Raw genomic sequence first — 23,702 nt, 5'->3', positions numbered from 1 at the left:
GAGCCCGCATGTCCGCCCCGAAGCCCGAACCGATTTCCCACACCGTCGAGATGATCATCGCCACCGTGGTCGGCGTTGGCGTAGGGCTGGGTGCCGACAACCTGCTGCTGGGCTGCGTGGTGGGTATCGCGGTCGGCATCGTGCTGAGCATCGCCAAGACCCTGTACGTGGACCGCAAGCGCCGCCGCCGTTGAGGGCTATCGGCAGGGCTGCGCCCTGCACCTGCTCCGAGCCAGAGCAACAGCAACAGCAACAGCGGGTTTCTGGGGATGGCGGGGCGGTGTGGGTTGGCAGGACACGCCGTAAACCCGTCCATGGGGGCTCGATGGCGCCATCCATGGCGCCAACGGTCCTGCCAACCCACACCGCCCCACCCCTGACAATTTCCTGCTGCTGTTGGTAGGTGTCGACCTCGGTCGACACGATAGATCCACGTCATGCGTGGATGAATCTTCATCGAAATTGAATATCTCGATATCTGTGAGATCTGAGCCGGGCATGGCTCGGCTCTACAGAAATGCCGACAGATCGCAGAAATCTGTCGAAGGTGGGGTGGGTCCGGTTGCGGGAGTGTCCGCGGCATGGATGCCGCGGCCAAGCCCCCATGGACGGGTTTACGGCGTCTCCCGCAACCGGACCCACCTCGCCACCCCACGGAATGCCGCAGTTGCTGTTGCTGTCGCTCTGGCCTCTGCGGGTGCAGGGCGCCGCCCTGCCGAACTAAACTACCCGCCGTTGTCCCTGCAGGATTGCCCATGTTCGATACCTCGCCCCAGCTCGATTGCGCCGGCCGCATCCTGCGCCTCGACCGTGCCCGGGTCATGGGCATCGTCAACGTCACCCCGGACTCGTTCTCCGATGGCGGTGCGCACGACACCACCGAGTCGGCGGTCGCCCATGGCCTGAAGCTGGTCGAGGAGGGTGCGGACCTGCTCGATATTGGTGGCGAATCGACCCGCCCGGGCGCCGCGCCGGTATCGGTCGAGGACGAGCTGCGCCGGGTGATTCCGGTGATCGAGCAGCTGGCCGCCCGTACCCGGGTTCCGATCAGCATCGACACCTTCAAGCCGGAGGTGATGCGTGCGGCCGTGGCCGCCGGCGCGGGCATGATCAACGACATCTACGGCCTGCGCCAGGACGGTGCGCTGGATGCCGCCGCTGAAGCCGGCGTGCCGGTGGTGTTGATGCACATGCAGGGTGAACCCGGCCACATGCAGGCTGATCCGCACTACGACGACGTCGTTGCCGAGGTGCACGGTTTCCTGGTGCAGCGCCTGTTCGCTGCAGAAATGGCCGGCATCGCGAAGAAGAACCTGCTGGTCGACCTCGGTTTCGGCTTCGGCAAGACCACTGCCCACAATATGACCCTGCTGGCGCGCTCGGAACGCTTCCTGGAACTGGGCGTGCCGATGCTGGCCGGCCTGTCGCGCAAGCGCAGCCTTGGTGAGCTGACTGGTCGCGACATGCCGTCCGAGCGGGTGGCGGCCTCGGTGGCCGCGCATCTGATCGCGGTGCAGCGCGGCGCACGCATCGTGCGCGTGCATGACGTGGCGGCCACCGTCGATGCGTTGAAGGTCTGGCAGGCGGTCGAGGCGGTGCCCACGCCGCGCGCCGACGCCACGCCGACGATCCGTTGGCCGGACGAAGACTGATGGGCATCGACCGGCGCCCGCTGGCGATCGCCGTGATGGGGCCGACCGCCAGTGGCAAGACCGCCACCGCGATTGCCCTGGCACAGCAACTGGACGGCGAAATCGTCAGCGTCGATTCGGCGCTGGTGTACCGCCACCTGGATATCGGCTCGGCCAAACCCGATGCGGCCGAGCGCGCGCAGGCACCGCACCATCTGCTGGACCTGCGCGATCCCTGGCAGACCTACTCGGCGGCCGAATTCGCCGCTGATGCCGGCCGCGTCGTGGCCGACATCGTGGCGCGTGGCAAAACACCGATCCTGGCCGGTGGCACCGGCCTGTACTTCCGGGCGCTGTTGCAGGGTCTGTCGCCGATGCCGGAGGCCGATCCGGCGACGCGCGAAGCGCTCAGCGCCGAAGCCGCCGAACGCGGCTGGGCGGCACTGCATGCGGAACTGGCCACGGTTGATCCGGCGGCCGCCGTACGCATCCATGCCACCGACCCGCAGCGCATCCAGCGGGCGCTGGAGGTCTATCGCCTGACCGGCACCCCTATCACGGAGTGGCAGCGCCGGCAGGGCGTGGCGCCGTTGCCGGTGCGCACGCTCAAGCTGGTCCTGGCCCCGCGTGACCGCGCGGTACTGCACCAGCGCATCGAGGCGCGCTTCGACGCCATGCTGGCGCAGGGCTTTCTGGACGAGGTGCGGGCACTGCGCGCGATGCCGGAAATGGCCGCTGTGGAGGCGCCGTTGGATCTGCCGGCGGTGCGTGCGGTCGGCTATCGCCAGGCGTGGGAGTACCTGGACGGGGAGGGCGATGCCGCCCGTTTCCGTGACAAGGCGATCTTTGCCACCCGCCAGCTGGCCAAGCGCCAGCTGACCTGGCTGCGCGGCGAGCTTGATGCACGCTGGTTCGACCCCCATATCGACCACGAGCGCCTGGCCGGCGCGGTGTCGACCTTCGTCGCACGCTGAACCCCCGCCAGCCGTGTAACATCATCGGTCGGCGGGCGGCTCGGGGGCCGTGGCAACCGTCGGCAACCCAATAAGAACAATAATCAGGAGTGTGCAATGTCCAAGGGGCAATCGCTGCAGGATCCTTTCTTGAACGCACTGCGGCGCGAACGCGTGCCGGTTTCGGTGTACCTGGTGAACGGCATCAAGCTGCAGGGCACGATCGAGTCGTTCGACCAGTTCGTGGTCCTGCTGCGCAACACGGTCAGTCAGATGGTCTACAAGCACGCCATTTCCACGGTGGTTCCGGCACGCAATGTGAAGGTCGGTCCGGGCGGTGGTTATGTGCAGTCGGGTGAAGGTGGTCAGGCAGGTGATGAAGCAGACGAGTAATACCGGAGCGGTGAATGTTTGACCGCTCGAAAAAGGGCGAACACGCCCTGCTGATCCAGCCCCATTTCGGCAAGCTGGAAGACGATGTGCTTGAAGAGTTCGGTGATCTGGCCCGCTCGGCTGGGGCCAGCATCGCCGCGACGATCACCGCGCGCCTGGATCGTCCGAATCCGTCGACCCTGATCGGCAGCGGCAAGCTGGACGAGATCAAGGCCGCGGCCGATGCCAGCGGTGCCGACCTGATCCTGGTCAACCATGCGTTGAGCCCGGGCCAGGAGCGCAACCTGGAACGCTTCCTCGAGCGCCGGGTGATCGACCGTACCGGCCTGATCCTGGACATCTTCGCCCAGCGTGCGCACAGCCACGAAGGCAAGCTGCAGGTCGAGCTGGCGCAGCTGCGTCACCTGGCCACGCGGCTGGTGCGCGGCTGGACCCACCTGGAGCGCCAGCGCGGTGGTTTGATCGGCCTGCGTGGCCCGGGTGAAACCCAGCTGGAAACCGACCGCCGCCTGCTGCAGAAGCGGGTCGAGCAGCTGCAGAAGCGGCTGGAAAAGGTCGAGGTGCAGCGCACTCAGATGCGCCGTGCGCGCGTGCGCAGCGAGCTGCCGCGTGTCGCCCTGGTGGGCTATACCAACGCCGGCAAGTCGACCCTGTTCAATGCCATGACCGGCGCCGAGGCCTATGCCGCCGACCAGCTGTTCGCAACACTGGATCCGACCGTGCGCCGCATCGCGGTGCCGGGCGGCAACGTGGTGCTGGCCGACACCGTCGGTTTCGTCCGCGATCTGCCGCATGATCTGGTTGCCGCGTTCCGCTCGACCCTGTCCGAGGCGCGCGAGGCCGATTTCCTGCTGCACGTGGTCGACGCTGCCGATCCGCACCGCGAGGAGCGCATCGCGCAGGTGGACGAGGTGCTGACCGCTGTCGGTGCCGGTGACCTGCCGCAGCTGCTGGTGTTCAACAAGATCGACCGCATCGACGGTGCCGACGTCCGCCACGATGGCCAGGATGGCGTGCCCGACGAGTCGCGTCGTGAACGCGTCTGGATTTCCGCGCGTGACGGGCAGGGCCTTGAGCTGCTGCAGGCAGTGTTGGGCAAGCGCCTGGGCCTGCAGCATGTCACCGGCGAACTGCGCCTGCCGCCGGATGCCGGCCGCCTGCGTGCGCGCCTGCACCAGCTGGAAGTGATCCGCAGCGAGCAGGCCGACGAAGACGGCTGGCTGCTGCAGGTCGACCTGCCGATTGCCGAAGCCGAAAAACTGGCTGCCAGTGCCGACGGCGCGCCGATACGGGCGCTGCTGCCGGAGAAACTGCCGGAGTGGTGAGGTAGCGGCCCATGCCCGGTAGTGCCGGCCGCTGGCCGGCAGCACAACCGTGCCGGAGGGGCGCGACATCCAGCTGTCATCTGCGGTACAACGTGCAGGTTCTTCACCCCGCCGTCATGCCGATGTCCATCCCCACCGACGCCGATCTCAACGCCCAGTCCGCCGCGCTCGGGCAGCGCCTGCAACAGGCCTCGCTGCAGCTGGTAACCGCCGAAAGCTGCAGTGGCGGCTGGATCGCCAAGTGCATGACCGACATCGCCGGTTCCTCGGCGTTCTTCGACTGTGGCATGGTGGTCTACAGCTACGAGGCCAAGCAGCGCCTGCTGGGCGTACGTGCGCAGACCCTGGAGCAGTACGGTGCGGTCAGCCGCGAAACCGTGCTGGAAATGGTGTCCGGCGCACTGGTCAATTCCGGTGCCGGCATCGCCGTGGCGGTCACCGGTATCGCCGGCCCCGGCGGTGGCAGTCCGGACAAGCCGGTCGGCAGTATCTGGATCGGCTGGAAGCGCCGTGGCGGCTACGCCCGTGCCGAACTCTTCCAGTTCGACGGCGACCGCGAAGCCATCCGCCGGCAAACCGTGGCGGCGGCATTGCGCGGTATCGACGCCCAGCTGTGACATGCTGCTCCGGTAATCGTCCGGAGCACGCATGATGTGGGAAACGCTGGGCACGGTCCGTGACCTGGGCCGCCTGCAGGAAATCGCCGTCGTCCTGATCCGCTATGGCTTCGGCGACGTGGTGCGGCGCATCGGCCTGGCCAGCACGCTGGAGCGGGCAGGGCGCCTGCTGCACTGGAACGAGGAGCGGCAGGAACTGCTGCGGATGACCGCGCCGGTGCGCGTGCGCAGCGCGATGCAGGATCTCGGCCCGACCTTCGTCAAGCTTGGCCAGGTGCTGGCGACGCGCGTTGACCTGCTGCCGCCGGAATGGATCGCCGAGCTCTCTGAACTGCAGAACGCAGTGCCGGCGCTGCCATATGCGGATATCCGCGAGCAGCTCGAAGCCGACCTGGGCGCATCGCCCGCCGATGTGTTCGCCTTCCTCGATGAAACCCCGATGGCCGCCGCCTCGCTGGCGCAGGCGCATCGCGCGCGCCTGCATGATGGTCGCGAGGTGGTGCTGAAGGTGCGGCGCCCCGGCATCCGCGATGTGGTCGAGGCCGACCTGCGGCTGCTGGCCCGCCTGGCCGAGATCGTCGAGGCGCGCCTTCCGGACCTGCGTCGTTACCGCCCGGCCGAAGTCGTGCAGCAGTTCACCGTATCGCTGCGCCGCGAGCTGGATTTTGCCGCCGAATGCCGCAATGCCGAGCGCATCGCACGCAACTTCAAGGGCCGCGACGACATCCTGATTCCCGACGTGCACTGGCAGTGGACCTGCGAAAGCCTGAACGTGCAGGACTTCGTCGACGGCATTCCCGGGCGTGACCTGGCCGGCGTCGATGCGGCCGGGCTGGACCGGCGCGAATTGGCGCGACGCGGTGCGGACATCGTGCTGAAGATGGTGCTGGAGGACGGCAGCTTCCACGCCGACCCGCACCCCGGCAACATCATCTACCTGCGAGACGGCCGCATCGGCGTGATCGATTTCGGCATGGTCGGCGCGTTGTCGGAGGTGCGCCGCTTCCAGGTCGCGCAACTGCTGCATGGCCTGGTCGAGCAGGACCCGCAGGGCGTGGCCGACGTGCTGCTGGACTGGGCCGGTGGGGTGGAAGTGGACGAGAACCGGCTGCAGCACGACATCAGCCAGTTCGTCGACCAGTACCGCGGCGTGCCGTTGAAGGACCTGCGGATCGGCCTGATGCTGGGCGACATCACCCAGTTGCTGCGTAGCTACAGCCTGACCCTGCCGGCCGACCTGGCGTTGATGATCAAGGCGTTCCTGACCCTGGAAGGCATGGGCCGCCAGCTCGACCCGGATTTCGACATGGCCAGTGCTGCGCGCCCGTTCCTGGAGCGGGTGGTGCTGCAGCGCTATGCGCCCAGGGCACTGCTCAAGCGCGGCCGGCGCAGCCTGCTGGGCCTGGTCGACTTCGCCGGGGAACTGCCGCGCGACCTGCGCAAGCTGGTCCAGGCAGCCCGCCGTGGGCGCCTGCAGCTGAAGGTGGAAACCAGCGCGCTGCAGGGCTTCGGCGAGCAGGTCAACCGTGCCGCGAACCGGCTGGTGATGGGCATCGTCACCGCCGCATTGATCATCGGCTCGTCGATCGTGATGCACAGCGTTGGTGGCGTCTCCAGCCGCTGGCTGCTGGCGCTGGGCGTGTGCGGTTTCATCGGCGCCGGCTTCTGCGGCGTGTGGATCCTGTTCTCGATATGGAGAAGCGGTAAACACACGTGAGTGTGTTTACCGCAGCGGTTCCCCCCCCGGGAACCGCGGAATCGCTGCGCGATTCCTGTAGAGCCGACCGCTGGTCGGCTGCTTCTGCTCTCGCCTTTGTCTCTGCCAGCCGGGCCAAGCCGGCGACGATTGCCGATGCCCGTATCGCCCCCGGCACTTGCAGCCCCATGCATTAGTAGTAATACTACTAACCATGGACCTGACCGACACCCAGCAGGCGATCCTGCAGTTGATCGCCGAGCGTATCGAGAGCGAAGGCGCGCCGCCGTCGCAGACTGAAATCGCACGTGCGTTCGGCTTCAAGGGCGTACGCGCGGCCCAGTACCACCTGGAAGCCCTGGAGCAGGCCGGTGCGATCCGTCGCATCCCCGGCCAGGCCCGCGGCATCCGCCTGGTGCAGGCACCGCCGGTCGAAAAGCTGGCTGAGCCGGGCCTGGCCGACAGCGTCCTGCGCCTGCCGGTGCTGGGCCGGGTCGCGGCCGGCCTGCCGATCGGCGCCGACATCGGCTCGGACGATTTCGTGGTGCTGGACCGGGTGTTCTTCTCGCCGGCGCCGGACTACCTGCTGAAGGTGCAGGGCGATTCGATGATCGACGAGGGCATCTTCGACGGTGACCTGATCGGTGTGCACCGCACCCGCGATGCCCATTCCGGGCAGATCGTGGTGGCCCGCATCGATGACGAGATCACCGTGAAGCTGCTGAAGATCGCCAAGGACCGCATTCGCCTGCTGCCGCGCAACCCCGACTACAAGCCGATCGAGGTGCTGCCGGATCAGGACTTCGCGATCGAAGGCCTCTATTGCGGCCTGCTGCGGCCCAACCGTTGAGCTGTTCCATAGCGCATTACCCCGCGGTCTTTTGTGGCGATTCTCTGGTTCCACTGAGGTTGGTACGGTTGTCCGATAATTCTTTTCAGAGCGCCGGGCAGAATCTCAGCCTGTGCGATACGTCCGACTTAAAGTGAACCCATGGCAAAGAAGACCCCCAAAGACAGCACCCCCAACGACACGACCTCTGCAAGGACCAATCCGATGGACGAGAACAAGAAGCGCGCCCTCGCTGCAGCTCTGGGCCAGATCGAAAAGCAGTTCGGCAAGGGCTCGGTGATGCGCATGGGCGACCGCGTGGTCGAACCCGTCGAAGCCATCCCGACCGGTTCGCTGATGCTCGACATCGCGCTGGGCATTGGCGGCCTGCCGAAGGGCCGTGTCGTTGAAATCTACGGGCCGGAATCCTCGGGCAAGACCACGCTGACCCTGCAGGCCATCGCCGAATGCCAGAAGATGGGCGGCACCGCGGCCTTCATCGACGCCGAGCACGCGCTGGATCCGATCTACGCCGCCAAGCTGGGCGTGAACGTGGACGACCTGCTGCTGTCGCAGCCGGATACCGGTGAGCAGGCGCTGGAAATCGCCGACATGCTGGTCCGTTCCGGTTCGGTCGACATCCTGGTGATCGACTCGGTCGCCGCGCTGACCCCGAAGGCCGAAATCGAAGGCGAGATGGGTGACCAGCTGCCGGGCCTGCAGGCCCGACTGATGAGCCAGGCGCTGCGCAAGCTGACCGGCAACATCAAGCGCTCCAACACCCTGGTGGTCTTCATCAACCAGCTGCGCATGAAGATCGGTGTGATGATGCCGGGCCAGAGCCCGGAAACCACCACCGGCGGCAACGCGCTGAAGTTCTACGCCTCGGTACGCCTGGACATCCGCCGCATCGGCGCGATCAAGAAGGGTGACGAGATCATCGGCAACCAGACCAAGATCAAGGTCGTCAAGAACAAGCTGGCACCTCCGTTCAAGCAGGTCATCACCGAGATCCTGTACGGCGAGGGCATCAGCCGCGAAGGCGAACTGATCGATATGGGCGTGGACGCCAAGCTGGTCGAGAAGGCCGGTGCCTGGTACAGCTACGGCGAAGAACGCATCGGCCAGGGCAAGGACAATGCCCGAGGCTATCTGCGCGACAACCCGACGGTCGCCGCCAAGCTCGAAGCCGAGCTGCGCGAGAAGTTCCAGCCGACCGAAGCCAGCCGTGAGGAAGGCGACGACGAAGGCGACGACGAATAAGGCTTGCTGTGGGGCAGGGCGGCGCCGTCAGTGACGTCGCCCTGTCCCGCAGGTTCGAATCGCCCAGGGATGGGCAGGGCGCCAGGGATGGCGCCACCCTTGGAGCACCGATGTCCGACGCTGACGACATTCCCACCGGCCGCAAACGTCGGCCGCGCGAGCAGACGCCCGTGCAACGGGCACTGGGCCTGCTTGTCCGCCGTGAGCACTCGCGCAAGGAACTCACCCGTAAGCTGACCGCTCGCGGCATCGAAGACGAAGCCGCGCAGGCCGCTGTCGCCAAGCTGACCGAAGCCGGCTGGCAGGACGACACCCGATTTGCCGAGAACCTGGTGCGGATGCGCGCCAACACCGGCTATGGTCCGATCCATGTCCGTGCCGAACTGGGTACCCATGGCCTGGACAGTGCCGCGATTGCGGCGGCGATGGACAGCTACGAAGGCGACTGGCAGGAAAATGCCCGTGATCTGGTCCGCCGACGCTTCGGCGAGGCCGGTCCGCAGGACCTGACGCAGCGGCGCAAGGCCGCCGATCTGCTGGCCCGGCGGGGCTTCGACGGCGACAGTATCCGCCGTGCGACCCGCTACGACCCGGATGACTGAGACTGGCGGCGCCGGGCCTGATACCCTTTAGGTTTTCGGCGGTCCCTCGCGACCCTGGCCAACGCGGCCGGTGGTCCGGGTCCGCCGGCCCGCAGACTGCCAGCCCCCAATGAACGCATCCGCCAAATTCACGACTTCCCAGATCCGCAGCGACTTCCTTGAATTCTTCAAGGGCAAAGGCCACACCATCGTGCCGTCGGCGCCGCTGGTGCCGGGCAATGATCCGACCCTGCTGTTTACCAACTCCGGCATGGTGCAGTTCAAGGACGTGTTCCTTGGCGCGGAGAAGCGCAGCTACGTGCGCGCGGCCGACGTGCAGCGCTGCCTGCGCGCGGGCGGCAAGCACAACGACCTCGACCAGGTGGGCTACACCGCCCGTCATCACACCTTCTTCGAAATGCTGGGCAACTGGTCGTTCGGCGACTACTTCAAGAAGGACGCGATCGCCTGGGCCTGGGAGCTGCTGACCCAGGTCTGGAAGCTGCCGGCCGAGCGCCTGCTGGTCACCGTCTACCAGACCGACGACGAGGCCTACGCGCTGTGGCGCGACATGGTTGGCGTGCCGGAAGAGCGCATCGTGCGCATCGGCGACAACAAGGGCGCACCGTTCGCTTCGGACAACTTCTGGCAGATGGCCGACACCGGTCCGTGCGGCCCATGCACCGAGATCTTCTACGACCACGGCGACCATATCGCCGGCGGCCCCCCGGGCTCCCCGGATGAGGACGGCGACCGCTTCATCGAAATCTGGAACCTGGTGTTCATGCAGTTTGACCGCCAGCCCGACGGCACCCTGGTGCCGCTGCCGGCGCCGTGCGTGGATACCGGCATGGGCCTGGAGCGCCTGGCCGCGATCCTGCAGCACGTGCACACCAACTACGAGATCGACCTGTTCCAGGCCCTGATCCGCAAGGCATCCGAGCTGACCGGCACCGCCGACCTGGAAAACAAGTCGCTGCGCGTGATCGCCGATCACATCCGCGCCTGTTCGTTCCTGATCGTCGACGGCGTGCTGCCGTCCAACGAAGGCCGTGGCTACGTGCTGCGCCGTATCATCCGCCGCGCCCTGCGCCATGGCTGGATGCTGGGTGTGCGCCAGCCGTTCTTCAGCAAGCTGGTGCCGACCCTGGTCGAGCAGATGGGCGAGGCCTACCCGGAGCTGCCGGCGGCGGTGGATACCGTCACCCGTGCGCTGCAGGCCGAGGAAGAGCGTTTCGCTGAAACCCTCGATGCCGGCATGAAGATCTTCGAGGACGTGGCCGGCAAGGCCAGCAATGGCGTGATCCCGGGCGTTGACGCCTTCCGCCTGTACGACACCTATGGCTTCCCGCTCGACCTGACCCAGGACATCGCCCGCGAGCGCGACCTGACGGTCGACATCGCCGGCTTCGACGCCGCGATGGAACAGCAGCGCGAGACCGCACGTGCGGCCGGCAAGTTCGGCGGCGACGTGACCCTGCCGGCCGAGCTGGTGGCCACCCTCAGCCCGACCCTGTTCCTGGGCTATGACCGCCTGCAGGCCGACGGCCTGAGCGTGCTCGCCCTGCTGAAGGACGGTCGCCCGGTGCAGTCGGCCGATGCGGGTGATTCGGTCATCGTCATCACCAACCAGACCCCGTTCTACGCCGAATCCGGCGGCCAGGTCGGTGACACCGGCGTGCTGACCGGCAACGGCGTGCGCCTGGCGGTGGAGGACACCCAGAAGTTTGCCGGCCAGTTCCATGGCCACGTCGGCAGCCTGTCCGAAGGCGGCCTGAAGGTCGGCGATGTCCTGTCCGGCCAGGTCGATGGCGAGCGCCGTGGCGCCACCATCCTCAACCACTCGGCCACCCACCTGCTGCACGCCGCGCTGCGCGAAGTGCTGGGCACCCATGTGCAGCAGAAGGGCTCGCTGGTCGCGCCGGACCGCCTGCGTTTCGACTTCTCGCACTTCCAGCCGATCAGCGCGGAAGAGCTGGCGGTGATCGAGCGCAAGGTCAACCAGCAGGTGCGTGCCAACAACGCTGCCGAAGTGCACACCATGGCCATGCAGGAAGCGCTGGACTTCGGCGCGATGGCCCTGTTCGGCGAGAAGTACGGTGAGCACGTGCGCGTGCTGAAGATGGGTGACTACTCCACCGAGCTGTGCGGAGGCACCCACGTCAACCGTACCGGCGACATCGGTCTGTTCAAGATCACCTCCGAGGGCGGTGTTTCCGCCGGCGTGCGCCGCATCGAGGCGGTCACCGGCCAGGGTGCCCTGGATTACGTGGACGCCGAAGAGGCCCGCCTGGCCGAGGCCGCCGACCTGCTCGGCGGCAGCGCCGCCGACGTGGTCGAGAAGATCCGTGCGCTCGGCCAGCGCCAGAAGCAGCTGGAACGCGAACTGGACGCCGTGAAGGCCAAGGTCGCCGCCGGCGCCACGGCCGATCTGTCCGGCCAGGCCGTCGAGGTTGCCGGCGTGAAGGTGCTGGCCGCCCGCCTGGAGGGCTTCGATGCCAAGGCCCTGCGTGATGCCGTGGACCGCCTGAAGCAGCAGCTCGGCAACGCGGTGATCGTGCTGGCCGGCGCCCAGGACGGCAAGGCGGCCCTGGTCGCGGGCGTGAACGGCAGCGCAATGGGCAAGGTCAAGGCCGGGGAACTGTTGTCCCATATCGCCGGTCAGATCGGGGGCAAGGGCGGCGGACGCCCGGACCTCGCCCAGGGTGGTGGCGAGGACGGGCCCGCCCTTGCCACTGCGCTGGCTGCAGTCGTCGAATGGGTCAGCCCCCGCCTGTGATGAACCCTGCCGTCCCCCTCCTTGTAGGAGCGGGACGGCTGACGGTACCATTGCGAATCTTTTCCCTTTGTCGTGGTAGCGCTTCTTGACGGAGCGTCAAGCCGGTGGGGGATACCCTTCCACACGGTTCCATGGAGACTTACAAAAATGTTGATCCTGACTCGCCGCGTCGGCGAAACCCTGATGATCGGTGACTCGGTGAGCGTCACCGTGCTTGGCGTCAAGGGTAACCAGGTGCGTATCGGCATCACTGCGCCGAAGGACGTCGCTGTGCATCGCGAAGAGATCTACCAGCGCATCCAGCGTGGTGATGAAGCCGGTGGCACCGGTAGCGAAAATTCTGCCGAATAACGCTTTACCTTCGCACTCGATTAACGTTATGATTCACGCCCCGCTGAGGTGCAACGCACCAGACGCGGAGAAAACCCCGGAGTGATGCCCGAGTGGCCGAAGGGGCTCCCCTGCTAAGGGAGTATAGGGTCAAAAGCTCTATCGAGGGTTCGAATCCCTCTCACTCCGCCAGATACAAAGAAGCGCCTGCAGATCCTCGATCTGCAGGCGTTTTTCTTTGCTCCAGTACTCATCTCTGAATCACCATCCACCGATCATCGATCAGTGGATGGCGGCGGATCCATTGTCCGCTCAGAGCTTCACCGTCACCCCCACCTGGAAGCCCCGCCCCGGCAGTGGTGCGATGTACTTCAGTGGCGAGTTGTGCGGCCGTGCTTCTTCATTGAGCAGGTTGCTGCCGTTGACGAAAATTTCCATGCCGGCGATGTAGCTGTTGCGCACTGGGAGTTCGCGGCTGACCTGCAGGTCGACCAGGTTGAATGCATCCAGCGGCACTTCCTCGCTGACATTTCGACCAAGGTACTTCTGCGTGTCGTAGTAGGTGCTGGACAGTTGTGCCTTCCAGCCTTCGCGCTGCCACTGCAGGTTGGCGCCGTAACGGTTGGTCGGCATGTTCGGCAGGTACTCGCCGTCGTTGTGGGCGCGCAGCGAATCGGGGTGGTCGGCCTTGTTCTTCACCAGGTCGGCGAAGGCGGAGACGTTCAACGTGCCATAACGGCCCAGGTCCAGTGCCTGCGACGCGTCGATCTCGAAGCCCTTCACCGTGGTGTCGGTCTGCTTCCAGTACTTCAGTGGCAGGCGGTTGGCGGTCTGCAGGCCGGAGTAGCCGAGGTAGAGGTAGTTCTCGTACCGCATCCGGTACGCGGTGGCGGACAGCTCGAAACCACCGAGGTGGAACAGGCCGGTCAGTTCCAGGTTCTTCGCGCGCTCCGGTTCCAGGTTCTGGTTGCCTTCTTCCTGCGTCATCACCGAGTAGTGCGCGTTGCTGGCATACAGCTCGTTGATTTCCGGGGCGCGCTGTGAGGATGAGTAACGGACCTTGGCCGCGAACAAGGGGCCGAGCTCGACGTACGAGCCGAGGCTGTAGCTGTTGAGCCGGTAATCGCGGTCCTGCAGTCTGGTGTTGGCGGCATTGCGCGCGGTCTTGAAGCGGCTGGGCTGCAGTGCGTGGTCGACGCGCTCGTGGCGCGCGCCGGCATCGAAGGTGGCCCAGCCGAAGTCGAGCGTTTCCTTCAGGAACACCGCATTGCTGCGCGTGTCCACGTCCGGCAGGTAGCGCTGCGAGCCGCTGCCGGTGACATCACGCGACTGATGACTGAAACCGAGCAGGCCGCTGAGCGGGCCGACGCGTTGATGGCTGAGCAGCAACTCGGCCTGGGTGCTCTCGAAATCGTAGTCGTTGGCCTTGGTGGCGCCCAGCCGCTCGCCCGAGGTGTTGTCCAGCCTGGAAACGCGGAGTTCCGCGCGCTCGAACCACGGCAGCGGATCGCGCAGCAGGGCTTCCAGCGCGTAGCGCTGCTGCTTGATCACCACGCCCACCGGCAGGCCATCGGCATAGTTGGAACCGAACGACAGGTTCTGCATCGAGAAGCCCGGTACGCCGTACTCGCTGTCCTTGGCATCGATGCTGACACCGACGTAGCCGCGGTCGAAGAACAGGGTCGAGCCGAAGGCCACCTGCGAGTTGCGCGCATAGCTGTTGCCCAGCCGGTGATGGTAGTCGGGCGTGACATCGTTGTTGATCTGCTTCTGCACGTACGACGGTGTGCCGGGCACGTAGGCCGGGTTGACCGGATTGATGTAGGTGCGGCGCTGCCAGACCGAGGTCGGAGCGTTGGTGTAGAACGAGAAATCGCCGTCGGCCCAGTCCGGGTTCTCGGTCATGAACTGGTCGATGTACGGCTGCGAGGCCTTGTTGTAGATCTGCTGGACGCGCGCTTCCTTCTGGCAGCTGTCGGCCAGCGCCGAATTGACGCCGCCGCCGACCGGGAACAGCCCGGTGTTGCAGACACTGGCCTTGCTGTTGCCGGGGATGTCGTAGTGCGAGATGCGCTGGCGCGAGACCTGCAGGTTGGTGGAGAGATTGCGCTGGTTGTTGAAGTTCATGCGGAAGCCCTGCGCGTCGGCGGCATTGAAGCCCTTGCGCAGGACCAGCTCCATCGACTGGTCCTTGTCTTCCATGCTGCGCGAGATCAGGCCCGAATCGATCTCAACGCTGCCGCCGATCGCGTTGCCGCCATAGCGCACCGTGTCGGAGGATTTGTTGACGGTGACGCTGCGCACGAACAGTGGATCGAACGGAATGTTGATGTCGCCGCTGATCGCGTTCATGCCCAGAATCGACTGGCCGTCCTGCAGGATCTGCACGCGGTTGCCGCTGAGGCTGCGGATGACCGGGGCGCCCGCGTTCGGCCCGAAGGCGCTGCTCTGCACACCGGAGACGTGTTCGAGCAGTCCGCCGAGGGTGCGGTTCTGTGCCTGTGGGTTGTCGACGGTGACCCGGCTGTCGATGCGCGAGGGCTGGAAGGCCTGGACCTGGAGGGTGGGGAGGGTGGGTTCGTCCGCGGCCTGGGCGGTGTGGACGGCGAACAGAATGGCTGCAGCAAGGAGATGGCGGCGCATGACACGATCCGTGAAGTTGACGTGAAATGTTATAACGTAACTATTTGTATCGACAAGGCCGGATTGGCCCTTGCCATGAGGGCTGGATATGAGAACGATTCGCATATGAGAATGGCGGGCGATTCTTCACGGGCGCACCATGCACAGCCTCACCCTTGCCGACCTCGACCGCCTGGGCCGCAGCAGTGGTTTCCGCTATCGGCTGCCTGCGCGGGCAACCGCCGATCTGCCGGGCTCGCATTGCGTGGTGCAGGGCAGGGTCGAGCAGCGCCGCCTGCGTCCGGGCGTCCATCTGGCGTTGTCGGATGTGATCGCGCACCAGCCGTTCGAGGCCATATCCGAGTCGCCGCCGGCGTTCTCGGCAATCGTGATGCTCGAGGGCCGCGCGGGTGCGCGCCTGGCAGGGCAATCAATGATCGGCATGCGCCCGGGTGCCGGCGCGATGGTGATGGCCGACGCCACGCCGATGACCGCGATACACCCGGCAGGCCAACGGATGCGCAGCCTGAATGTATCGCTGGGCGCACCGGCCGAGCTTGATGACCCGATGATCACCGAACTGCTGCGTGCAGCGCATCGCAGCGGTGGCCAGCAGCTGCGCAGCTGGCAGGTGCCCGGGCATCTCGAGCACGCCGCCGACCAGTTGCTGTCGGGCACCTGGCAGGGTGCGATGCATGCATTGCTGTGCGAAGGCGTTGGTCTGCATATGCTGGCCATGGCGCTGGGCGCGCCGGCACCGGAGGCATCACCCGATCTGCGCGTTTCAGCGCGTGATCGCCGCATGCTGCAGCGGGTGATCGACTGCCTGCAGGCGGCGCCGGCCGCTGACCACAGCCTGGAGGATCTGGCGCGCCTGGCCTGCATGAGCCCGAGCAGCCTGCGGCTGAAGTTCCAGCAGGTGCACCGGTGTTCGGTGTTCGCCTGGCTGCGCGAGCGGCGCCTGCAGCTGGCCTGCGAGCAGCTGCGGCAGGGCTGCAGCGTGCAGCAGGCCGCGCATTTCGTCGGCTACCGGCACGCCACGAATTTCGCGACCGCATTCCGCACGCGCTACGGCATCGCGCCCAGCCAGCTCCGCTGATTCCCGGCCACCGCCGGCAGCGCGCATACGCCTGCTGCGTCCGCGCATACGTGCGCTCACGTTCAAATGACAATAATTCTCATCCGGCCTTTCCCTCCTGCTGGATCTCCCATGCCTGCCTGTTTCCGCCCGTGTGCCCTGGCAACCGCCATCGGCACGACCCTGGCGCTGTTCAACGTTGCCCACGCCGCCGAGCACAGCCCTGCCGCGACGACCTCCCAGCTCACGACCGTGCAGGTCACTGCCGACCTTGATGGCAGCACCGAAACGTCGCGTTCCTACACCACCGACTCGATGGGCACGGCGACCGGACTGTCGCTGACCTCGCGGCAGACCCCGCAATCAGTCAGCGTGGTCACCCGTCAGCAGATCGAGGACCGTGGCCTGCTCAGCACCGCCGATGCCCTGGCGACCGCACCCGGCATCTCGGTCACGCGCAGCGATGCCAACCGCTATTCGTTCTCGGCACGTGGCTTCGACATCGACAACTACCAGTTCGATGGCGTGGTGATGCCGGTGCTGTCGCCATGGAACTTCGGCGAGAACAATCTGGACATGGTGGTGTACGACCGCATCGAGATCGTGCGCGGTGCCAATGGCCTGATGACCGGCGCCGGCAATCCCTCGGCGGCGGTGAACTATGTGCGCAAGCGCCCGCTGCGCGGGTTTGCTGCCAGTGGTGGCATCAGCCTCGGCAGCTGGGACGCACGGCGCGCGTGGGCGGATGTGTCCAGCCCGTTGAGCCGGGAAGGACGCGTGCGTGGTCGCCTGGTGGCGGCGCACGCAGAGGGCGACAGCTACACCGCTGGCCTGGACAGCACCGCAAAGACACTCTACGGCGTGGTCAGTGTGGATCTGGGCGAGGACACCGGATTGATCGCCGGTATCTCCTACCAGGGCAACGACAATCGTGGCTTCGGCAGCGGCTTCGCGCTGTTCAACGCCGACGGCACGCGTACCCGCTTCGACCGCTCGGTATCGGCCACCGCGCCGTGGGCACGGATGACCACCGATACCCGCAACGGCTTCTTCGATTTCAACCATCGCTTCGGCAACGACTGGCAGGCGCGCGTGTCCTACAGCCGCTCGCATACCGACATGGAGATGAAGCATCTCTATCGCGGAGGTTATCCCGACCCGGTGACCGGGGCGATGCCCACTGGCAACAGCTTCACGCGCTACGACGGCCCGGTGCGCCGCGAAGCGATCAGCGCCAGCCTGACCGGTCCGTTCCAGCTGTTCGGCCGCCAGCACACTGCGTCCATCGGCTGGTCACGCTCGCGCGATGAGATCGCGTTGGGCCAGTATCGGGCGCTGGCGCCGCTGCCGCCGTTGGCCAGCTATCTGGACTGGCACGGGCCGGGCACGCCGGAGCCGACGTGGGCCAGCAGCAAGACCCAGGCCGATGATCTGGACAACCATCAGAGCGGTGCCTACGCGGTAGCGCGGTTGTCGCTGGCCGATCCACTGCACGTGAACGTTGGTGGCCGCCTGAGCAACTGGGAAACCGACCAGGTCTACTTCGGTGCCAAGCGGAAGTACCGCTATCGCAACGAGTTCGTACCGTATGCCGGCGTGGTCTGGGACCTCAACGGCTACAGCAGCGTGTACGCCAGCTACACCGGCATCTTCAAGCCGCAGAACAACCGCAATGAATCCGGGCAGATCCTCGACCCGGTCAGCGGCCGCAGCTATGAGCTGGGCCTCAAGGGCAGCTGGCTGCAGGAACGCTTGAATGCGTCGGCGGCGTTGTTCCGCACCCAGCAGGACAACCTTGCCGAAGCGACCGGTGGGTTGATTGAAGGCAGCACGCAAGCGGCCTACCGCGCGGTGAAGGGCGCAACCGTGGACGGCCTGGAACTGGAACTGGCCGGCGAGCCGCTGCCGGGCTGGAGCCTGGGCACCAGCTTCACCACCTTCATCGCGCAGGACGCGCAGGGCCGGGCGATCAATACCGCCAAGCCGCGCAGCCTGTTCAAGCTGTTCACCACCTGGCGCCTGCCAGGTGCCTGGGACCGGCTGACGATTGGCGGTGGCGTGGACTGGCAGAACCGCATGTACCAGACCGCCACGGCACCCGGGAATCGCCGGGTGCCGGTGCAGCAGCCCGGCTACGCGCTGGTCAACCTGATGGCGCGCTATCAGTTCAGTTCCAACGTGTCGGCGGCGATCAACATCAACAACCTGTTCGACCGGCACTACTACTCGCAGATCGGCTTCTACAACCAGGGCTGGTATGGCGCACCACGGAACGTGATGTTCACCGTGAAGGTTGGCTATTAAGGCACGGGGTTGCCGCGCGTTCAGCGCCCTGCCTTGTGCGGGGCGCCGATGCTGTGCACGATCCGAGGCGCTGCGCCCCACAACGCGTCACGCAGCACCTTCTTCACTGGAACGGAGCAACGTATGAAGCTGTTGTCCGCTGTGTTGTTGTGTGCGCTTTCGCTCTCCGCCGTTCCGGCGCTGGCAGTGGAAGCTTCGCCCTCACCACTGCTGGGGCGCTGGTCGCTGGATATCGCCACGTCTGCGCTTCCCGAAGCGCAGCGCCCGAAGCACGTGGTGCTCGAGTTCAAGGACGCCGGTGCGGGGCGTTGGAGTTCACACGTGGACATCGTCCTGCACGATGGCAAGACCATGAAGTCCGACGGCACGTTGGCGCTGGATGGCACGCCGGGTGCCTTGTCCGGCACCTACGGCGCGGACAAGGCCAACCTGAAACTGCCGGCCCCGAATACGCTGGTGATGCAGTTGGTGGATCACGGGACGCCAGCCTCCACCCGCATCTACACCGTGGCGGATGACCAGGCGACGATGACCGAGACCAAGGCGTTCTACGGCCATGACGGCACGCCGATCCTGCAGACCAACCTGTTCAAGCGCATGCCGTAGCGATGCTGTGTTCACCACGCCCGCCGAACGGGCGTGGTGAACGCAGCGGCCTTACACGGCGGCCGGATCGCGCTTGCCGGTGTCGATGCCGTACATGTCGATGGCGTCCTGCATCCGCGAGCGCTCGATGCGGCCTTCATCGGCCAGCGACTTCAGGGCGGCCAGCACGATGAAGTGGCGATCCACTTCGAAGAACGTGCGCAGCGATTCACGCGTGTCGGAGCGGCCGAAGCCATCGGTGCCCAATGCGGTGAAGCGGCGGTCGTTGATGAAGGGACGGATCTGGTCGCCGACGATCTTCATGTAGTCGGTGGCCACCACCACAGGCCCTTCGTGGCCCAGCAGGCACTGCTGCACGTAGGGTACGCGCGGTTTCTCGGCCGGGTGCAGCAGGTTCCAGCGCTCGGCGGCGAGGCCGTTGCGGCGCAGTTCGGTCAGGCTGGTCGCGCTCCAGACATCGCTGGCGACACCGAAGTCCTGTTGCAGCAGCGCGGCCGCCGCTTCCACTTCGCGCAGGATCGCGCCACTGCCCATCAGCTGCACGCGTGGCTGTGAGGTGCTGTCGGCGGCTGCAGGGCGCAGCAGGTACAGGCCCTTCAGGATGCCGGCCTCGGCGCCCTCGGGCAGTGCCGGCTGCGGGTAGTTCTCGTTGAGTACGGTGATGTAGTAGTAGATGTCTTCCTGATCGACGTACATGCGGCGCAGGCCGTCATGGATGATCACTGCCAGCTCGTAGTTGTAGGTCGGGTCGTAGGACACGCAGCTCGGAATCACCGACGACAGCACGTGGCTGTGGCCGTCATCGTGCTGCAGGCCTTCGCCCATCAACGTGGTGCGGCCCGACGTGGCACCGAGCAGGAAGCCGCGGGTGCGCGCGTCGGCAGCGGCCCAGGCCAGGTCACCCACGCGCTGCAGGCCAAACATCGAGTAGAAGATGTAGAACGGAATCGTCGCCACGCCGTGGTTGCTGTAGGCGGTGCCGGCGGCGATCCAGGAGCAGATCGCACCGGATTCGTTGATGCCTTCCTGCAGGATCTGGCCGTCCTTGGCTTCCTTGTAGTAGCTCAGCTGGCCGGCATCCTGGGGCGTGTACAGCTGACCCAGGTACGAATGAATGCCGATCTGGCGGAACAGGCCTTCCATGCCGAAGGTGCGCGATTCATCGGGCACGATCGGAATCACCAGCTTGCCCAGTTCCGGGTCCTTCAGCAGGCTGGTGAGGATGCGCACGAAGCCCATGGTGGTGGACTGGCCGCGATCGCCGCTGCCCTGCAGCTGGGTGTTGAAGATCGACAGCGGCGGCAGCGGCAGCGGATCGACCTTGGCCAGTCGCGCCGGCAGCTGGCCGCCCTGGATGCGGCGGCGCTCGGCGAAGTAGGCCGCCTCGGGGCTGCCCGGCTCCGGACGCAGATACGGCATGTCCTCCAGCTGCTCGTCGCTGACCGGCAGGTTGAAGCGATCGCGGAAGGCACGCACCGCATCGGCGCTCATCTTCTTCAGCTGATGGTTGATGTTCTGGCCTTCACCGGCTTCGCCCATGCCGAAGCCCTTGACCGTCTTGGCCAGGATCACCGTCGGCCGGCCGCTGGTGTTCACCGCCTGCTGGTAGGCGGCGAACACCTTCTGCGGATCATGGCCACCACGTGCCAGCGCCCAGATATCGTCGTCGCTCATGTGCGCGACCAGTTCCAGAAGCTCGGGGTAGCGGCCGAAGAAATGCTCGCGCACGTAGGCGCCGCTCTGCGACTTGAAGGTCTGGTAGTCGCCGTCCACGCATTCCATCATGCGCTGGCGCAGCAGGCCGCTGTGGTCGCGGGCCAGCAGGTCGTCCCAGCCACTGCCCCAGATCAGCTTGATCACGTTCCAGCCGGCTGCGCGGAAGGTGCCTTCCAGCTCCTGGATGACCTTGGCATTACCGCGCACCGGACCGTCCAGGCGCTGCAGGTTGCAGTTGACCACGAACACGATGTTGTCCAGCCGCTCGCGGCCGGCCAGCGAGATCGCCGCCAGCGATTCGGGCTGGTCCATCTCGCCGTCGCCGAGGAAGGCCCAGACCTTGCGGCCCTGGTGTTCTTTCAGGCCGCGGTATTCCAGGTAGCGCATGTAGCGCGCCTGGTAGGCGGCGGTCAGCGGGCCCAGGCCCATCGACACGGTGGGGAACTGCCAGAACTCCGGCATCAGGCGCGGGTGTGGGTACGAGGACAGGCCTTCGCGACCGGCTTCGCGGCGGAAGTTGTCCATCCTTGCCGGATCGATGCGGCCTTCCACGTACGCGCGTCCGTAGATGCCTGGCGCGGAATGGCCCTGGATGTAGATCATGTCGCCGTCGAAGGTGTCGGTACGGCCACGGAAGAAGTGGTCGAAGCCCACGTCGTACAGCACCGCCGCTGACTGGTAGGTGGCGATGTGACCACCGACGTTGGAGTGCTTGCCCGCGCGCAGCACCATCACCATCGCATTCCAGCGGATCATCGCGTTCAGGCGGCGCTCGATGGCCAGGTCACCCGGATAGGCCGGCTGGCGCTCGGGCGGGATGGTGTTGACGTAAGCGGTCCATGCGCAGGTATGCAGGTCACCGTGCTGCTGCGCATCCAGCTCGCTGAGCTGGTCGATCAGGTAGTGCGCGCGCGGCCGGCCACCGGTCTGCATCACCGCCTCCAGCGATTCACGCCACTCTCGCGTTTCCAGTGGGTCGGTATCGAAGGGGATCAGGGCTTGGTTCATGACTGTCTCCAGAGGGCGGCGGTGGGACTCCTGCCTGGGCGACAACACCGGCAGGGCGCACAGCACTGGAGCGGGGTCGCAACGGCGGGGCCGTGACGCGAAGGGCGACCGTCGCGGTCACCGGGGAGGCAAGCGTAGGCCTGGCCCCGTGCCTTCGATAGGCGGGCCCGGCTTGGGTCTCTGGCAAGCAAGGGTTGGCGCGGTGCGCCGTATCATGGACGGATGTGCTGGGCGGGGAGTGCCTGGCCTGGCCGCCTGCTGCAACGCCACTGTCATCGATGGCCGTCACCCTGCTGGCCTTTCCAGCCTCGGGGTGGTTGGCCGGCCGTGAACAGCGTGAGGATCTGGGAGAAGAGCTACGCGCTGCGCCGACGGCTGCTGCGTGGCTTCTTCCTGCGCCGCGGTTCTGCCAGCGAAGACGCCGAGGACCTGGCGCAGGAGGTGTACCTGCGGCTGCTGCGGACCACCGGCGAGAATGCCGCAGCGATCGAGAACCCGGAGGCCTACCTGTTCACGGTCGCGGCCAACCTGGCACGCGAGCATGCGCGCGCGCGTTCGTCGCTGCCCCCGCTGGAAGACGTTGATCTGCTGGCGGAAGTGCTGAAAAGCGAAGAAGACATCGAAGGCGAGTTCGAGCGCGCGCAGCGCTGGAACGATATCCGCACCACCATCGCACGACAGCCGGCGACCACGCGGCGGGTGATGGAGCTGCACTACCGGGACGGGCTGGATTGCCCGGCCATCAGCCAGCAGCTGCAGGTGTCGGTGCACATGGTGCGCAAGCACATCGGCAAGGGGCTGGAGGCCTGCAGGAAGGCGCTGGGCGCCAGGGAGCATACATGAACCGGAACGCATCGCCCGTGGCCGACGATACGATCGCCTGCGAGGCCATGGACTGGTTCCTGCGCAATCGCGAGGGAGCGCTGGACGAGGCCGGGCGGGTTGCGTTCCTGGACTGGATGAAGCGCTCGCCCGAACACGTGCGCGCCTATATGCACGCCCTCGCGCTGCACCTGCAGGTCGGCGAGGCACTGCAATCGCCGTTGCCTGAAGAGGCGCCGGTGCCGCAACGGCAGGCGGCGGCCAAAGTGGTGCCTCTGTTCGGTAGCGCATCCGCCGCGCCGCCCGCTGCGCCGCAGCGCCGCCGCACGCGCAGGTGGGTGATGGCTGCCGCAGCCTGTATCGCCCTGCTCGGCGTGGGCCTGGTTCCGCAGCTGATGCCCACCGAACAGCTGTACAGCGCCGACCACGGTGAACTGCGTGACCTGGTGCTGCCCGACCGGACACAGGTACGGCTCAATGCGGACAGCCGACTGCGGGTACGCATGGGCTGGTTCAGCCGCAAGGCGGAACTGCTGCAGGGCGAGGCAACGTTCGACATCGCACGCGATCGGCGCCCGTTCGAAGTGCAGGTGAACGGGTTGCAGATCCGCGACATTGGCACCGTGTTCGACGTATCCCGGCGATTGCAGGGTACGCGCATCGGCGTGGTCTCCGGCGAGGTGGAAGTATGGAGCCAGGGCACGGACGTGCGGCGCCTTGCACAGTTGGGCGAAGGCCGGGTCGTGCAGGTCGACGCGCGCAGCCATGCCGTGGAGTCGCTGGATGTGCCGCTGCCGATGCTGCTGGACTGGCAGCAACGCAAGGTGTCCTTCCTGGACGAACGACTGGATGAGGTGGCTGCCGCCTTCAACCGGCACAACCAGGTGCAGGTTCGGGTGCTGGATGAACGCGCGGCGTCGGCGCGGTTGTCCGGCAGTCTGGACGCGCATCGCATCGGCGCGCTGCAGGCCTTCCTCGAACGCGATCCACGCTTTGTCGTGCGTCGCGAAGGCGACACGGTGCGGGTCGGCAGTCGCTGAAGGCGACGTGGCCGCGCACTGTCAAAAAAGATTCATCGAATCCGCGTTCTCCACTTCGGTGGAAGCGGGCTCTTACTTGGGAGAAGCCGCTGACGATCCGCAAAGCGGC

General features: G+C 66.2%; 19 protein-coding genes and 1 tRNA gene. 18 read left to right on the top strand and 2 right to left on the bottom strand.

The genetic code is table 11. From position 1 onward, the window contains the following. The first annotated feature begins 8 nt into the window (after positions 1-8). The 13 genes from BKE09_RS02745 to BKE09_RS02685 all read left to right on the top strand — a co-directional run bounded on the left by BKE09_RS02745 (position 9) and on the right by BKE09_RS02685 (position 12,589). On the top strand, positions 9-194 hold the full coding sequence (locus BKE09_RS02745; protein WP_014036752.1) for a hypothetical protein: 186 nt from the start codon (positions 9-11) through the stop codon (positions 192-194). Positions 195-755: 561 nt separating this feature from the next. Further along, positions 756-1,652 (top strand): dihydropteroate synthase, encoded by an 897-nt coding sequence (gene folP, locus BKE09_RS02740; RefSeq protein WP_075674792.1) that lies wholly within the window; start codon positions 756-758, stop codon positions 1,650-1,652. Then, the gene (gene miaA / locus BKE09_RS02735; protein ID WP_075674791.1) at positions 1,652-2,605 is read left to right on the top strand and encodes a tRNA (adenosine(37)-N6)-dimethylallyltransferase MiaA; all 954 of its coding nucleotides are present in this window, start codon (positions 1,652-1,654) and stop codon (positions 2,603-2,605) included. Before folP ends, miaA begins: the two co-directional genes overlap by 1 nt. A gap of 96 nt (positions 2,606-2,701) precedes the next feature. Further along, entirely contained in the window at positions 2,702-2,977 is a 276-nt protein-coding gene (hfq, locus tag BKE09_RS02730; RefSeq protein ID WP_004152891.1) for an RNA chaperone Hfq, read from the top strand. Between the two features lie 14 nt (positions 2,978-2,991). Continuing rightward, the gene (gene hflX / locus BKE09_RS02725) at positions 2,992-4,302 is read left to right on the top strand and encodes a ribosome rescue GTPase HflX (protein WP_075674790.1); all 1,311 of its coding nucleotides are present in this window, start codon (positions 2,992-2,994) and stop codon (positions 4,300-4,302) included. 116 nt (positions 4,303-4,418) lie between these two features. Then, positions 4,419-4,919, top strand: coding sequence for a nicotinamide-nucleotide amidohydrolase family protein (locus BKE09_RS02720; protein ID WP_170871721.1), 501 nt, complete (start codon positions 4,419-4,421; stop codon positions 4,917-4,919). A 34-nt stretch (positions 4,920-4,953) separates the two neighbouring features. Next, on the top strand, positions 4,954-6,636 hold the full coding sequence (gene ubiB, locus BKE09_RS02715) for a 2-polyprenylphenol 6-hydroxylase (protein WP_075676554.1): 1,683 nt from the start codon (positions 4,954-4,956) through the stop codon (positions 6,634-6,636). Positions 6,637-6,829: 193 nt separating this feature from the next. Then, positions 6,830-7,465, top strand: coding sequence for a transcriptional repressor LexA (gene lexA, locus BKE09_RS02710; protein WP_032962190.1), 636 nt, complete (start codon positions 6,830-6,832; stop codon positions 7,463-7,465). Positions 7,466-7,669: 204 nt separating this feature from the next. Next, positions 7,670-8,707: a recombinase RecA gene (gene recA / locus BKE09_RS02705; RefSeq protein ID WP_010484252.1), complete on the top strand. Its 1,038-nt coding sequence runs from the start codon at positions 7,670-7,672 to the stop codon at positions 8,705-8,707. Between the two features lie 110 nt (positions 8,708-8,817). Continuing rightward, complete coding sequence (gene recX, locus BKE09_RS02700; protein ID WP_014036760.1) at positions 8,818-9,309, top strand: recombination regulator RecX; 492 nt, start codon at positions 8,818-8,820, stop codon at positions 9,307-9,309. A gap of 109 nt (positions 9,310-9,418) precedes the next feature. Further along, positions 9,419-12,067, top strand: coding sequence for an alanine--tRNA ligase (alaS, locus tag BKE09_RS02695; protein ID WP_075674789.1), 2,649 nt, complete (start codon positions 9,419-9,421; stop codon positions 12,065-12,067). Positions 12,068-12,214: 147 nt separating this feature from the next. Continuing rightward, positions 12,215-12,418: a carbon storage regulator CsrA gene (gene csrA, locus BKE09_RS02690; RefSeq protein WP_004152909.1), complete on the top strand. Its 204-nt coding sequence runs from the start codon at positions 12,215-12,217 to the stop codon at positions 12,416-12,418. 78 nt (positions 12,419-12,496) lie between these two features. Continuing rightward, positions 12,497-12,589, top strand: a tRNA-Ser gene (locus BKE09_RS02685). 120 nt (positions 12,590-12,709) lie between these two features. Here the strand turns inward: BKE09_RS02685 and BKE09_RS02680 are convergent. After that, positions 12,710-15,040: a TonB-dependent receptor gene (locus tag BKE09_RS02680; RefSeq protein ID WP_075674788.1), complete on the bottom strand. Its 2,331-nt coding sequence runs from the start codon at positions 15,038-15,040 to the stop codon at positions 12,710-12,712. 139 nt (positions 15,041-15,179) lie between these two features. On the opposite strand from BKE09_RS02680, the gene BKE09_RS02675 reads away from it, so the two are divergent. The 3 genes from BKE09_RS02675 to BKE09_RS02665 all read left to right on the top strand — a co-directional run bounded on the left by BKE09_RS02675 (position 15,180) and on the right by BKE09_RS02665 (position 19,007). Next, entirely contained in the window at positions 15,180-16,118 is a 939-nt protein-coding gene (locus BKE09_RS02675) for a helix-turn-helix transcriptional regulator (protein ID WP_075674787.1), read from the top strand. 111 nt (positions 16,119-16,229) lie between these two features. Further along, positions 16,230-18,401 (top strand): TonB-dependent siderophore receptor, encoded by a 2,172-nt coding sequence (locus BKE09_RS02670; protein WP_075674786.1) that lies wholly within the window; start codon positions 16,230-16,232, stop codon positions 18,399-18,401. Positions 18,402-18,524: 123 nt separating this feature from the next. After that, on the top strand, positions 18,525-19,007 hold the full coding sequence (locus BKE09_RS02665; RefSeq protein WP_075674785.1) for a LuxR family transcriptional regulator: 483 nt from the start codon (positions 18,525-18,527) through the stop codon (positions 19,005-19,007). A gap of 51 nt (positions 19,008-19,058) precedes the next feature. On the opposite strand, the gene aceE is transcribed toward BKE09_RS02665, so the two are convergent. Next, entirely contained in the window at positions 19,059-21,731 is a 2,673-nt protein-coding gene (aceE, locus tag BKE09_RS02660; protein ID WP_075674784.1) for a pyruvate dehydrogenase (acetyl-transferring), homodimeric type, read from the bottom strand. A 327-nt stretch (positions 21,732-22,058) separates the two neighbouring features. Between aceE and BKE09_RS02655 the strand changes: the two genes are divergently transcribed. Further along, complete coding sequence (locus BKE09_RS02655; RefSeq protein WP_049445649.1) at positions 22,059-22,574, top strand: sigma-70 family RNA polymerase sigma factor; 516 nt, start codon at positions 22,059-22,061, stop codon at positions 22,572-22,574. Then, on the top strand, positions 22,571-23,593 hold the full coding sequence (locus BKE09_RS02650) for a FecR domain-containing protein (RefSeq protein WP_075674783.1): 1,023 nt from the start codon (positions 22,571-22,573) through the stop codon (positions 23,591-23,593). Before BKE09_RS02655 ends, BKE09_RS02650 begins: the two co-directional genes overlap by 4 nt. The last annotated feature ends 109 nt before the right edge of the window (positions 23,594-23,702 follow it).

This window comes from Stenotrophomonas sp. TD3, from assembly GCF_001939825.1.
Classification (GTDB): Bacteria; Pseudomonadota; Gammaproteobacteria; order Xanthomonadales; family Xanthomonadaceae; genus Stenotrophomonas.
The sequence above is the reverse complement of the archived record's forward strand: the minus strand, read 5'-3'. Positions and strand labels throughout refer to the sequence as shown.

Bases quoted from the DNA above. Each gene is read 5' to 3' on its own strand.
- BKE09_RS02745 (WP_014036752.1), top strand. From the start codon at position 9: ATGTCCGCCCCGAAGCCCGAACCGATTTCCCACACCGTCGAGATGATC.
- folP (WP_075674792.1), top strand. From the start codon at position 756: ATGTTCGATACCTCGCCCCAGCTCGATTGCGCCGGCCGCATCCTGCGC.
- miaA (WP_075674791.1), top strand. From the start codon at position 1,652: ATGGGCATCGACCGGCGCCCGCTGGCGATCGCCGTGATGGGGCCGACC.
- hfq (WP_004152891.1), top strand. From the start codon at position 2,702: ATGTCCAAGGGGCAATCGCTGCAGGATCCTTTCTTGAACGCACTGCGG.
- hflX (WP_075674790.1), top strand. From the start codon at position 2,992: ATGTTTGACCGCTCGAAAAAGGGCGAACACGCCCTGCTGATCCAGCCC.
- BKE09_RS02720 (WP_170871721.1), top strand. From the start codon at position 4,419: ATGCCGATGTCCATCCCCACCGACGCCGATCTCAACGCCCAGTCCGCC.
- ubiB (WP_075676554.1), top strand. From the start codon at position 4,954: ATGTGGGAAACGCTGGGCACGGTCCGTGACCTGGGCCGCCTGCAGGAA.
- lexA (WP_032962190.1), top strand. From the start codon at position 6,830: ATGGACCTGACCGACACCCAGCAGGCGATCCTGCAGTTGATCGCCGAG.
- recA (WP_010484252.1), top strand. From the start codon at position 7,670: ATGGACGAGAACAAGAAGCGCGCCCTCGCTGCAGCTCTGGGCCAGATC.
- recX (WP_014036760.1), top strand. From the start codon at position 8,818: ATGTCCGACGCTGACGACATTCCCACCGGCCGCAAACGTCGGCCGCGC.
- alaS (WP_075674789.1), top strand. From the start codon at position 9,419: ATGAACGCATCCGCCAAATTCACGACTTCCCAGATCCGCAGCGACTTC.
- csrA (WP_004152909.1), top strand. From the start codon at position 12,215: ATGTTGATCCTGACTCGCCGCGTCGGCGAAACCCTGATGATCGGTGAC.
- BKE09_RS02680 (WP_075674788.1), bottom strand. From the start codon at position 15,040: ATGCGCCGCCATCTCCTTGCTGCAGCCATTCTGTTCGCCGTCCACACC.
- BKE09_RS02675 (WP_075674787.1), top strand. From the start codon at position 15,180: ATGCACAGCCTCACCCTTGCCGACCTCGACCGCCTGGGCCGCAGCAGT.
- BKE09_RS02670 (WP_075674786.1), top strand. From the start codon at position 16,230: ATGCCTGCCTGTTTCCGCCCGTGTGCCCTGGCAACCGCCATCGGCACG.
- BKE09_RS02665 (WP_075674785.1), top strand. From the start codon at position 18,525: ATGAAGCTGTTGTCCGCTGTGTTGTTGTGTGCGCTTTCGCTCTCCGCC.
- aceE (WP_075674784.1), bottom strand. From the start codon at position 21,731: ATGAACCAAGCCCTGATCCCCTTCGATACCGACCCACTGGAAACGCGA.
- BKE09_RS02650 (WP_075674783.1), top strand. From the start codon at position 22,571: ATGAACCGGAACGCATCGCCCGTGGCCGACGATACGATCGCCTGCGAG.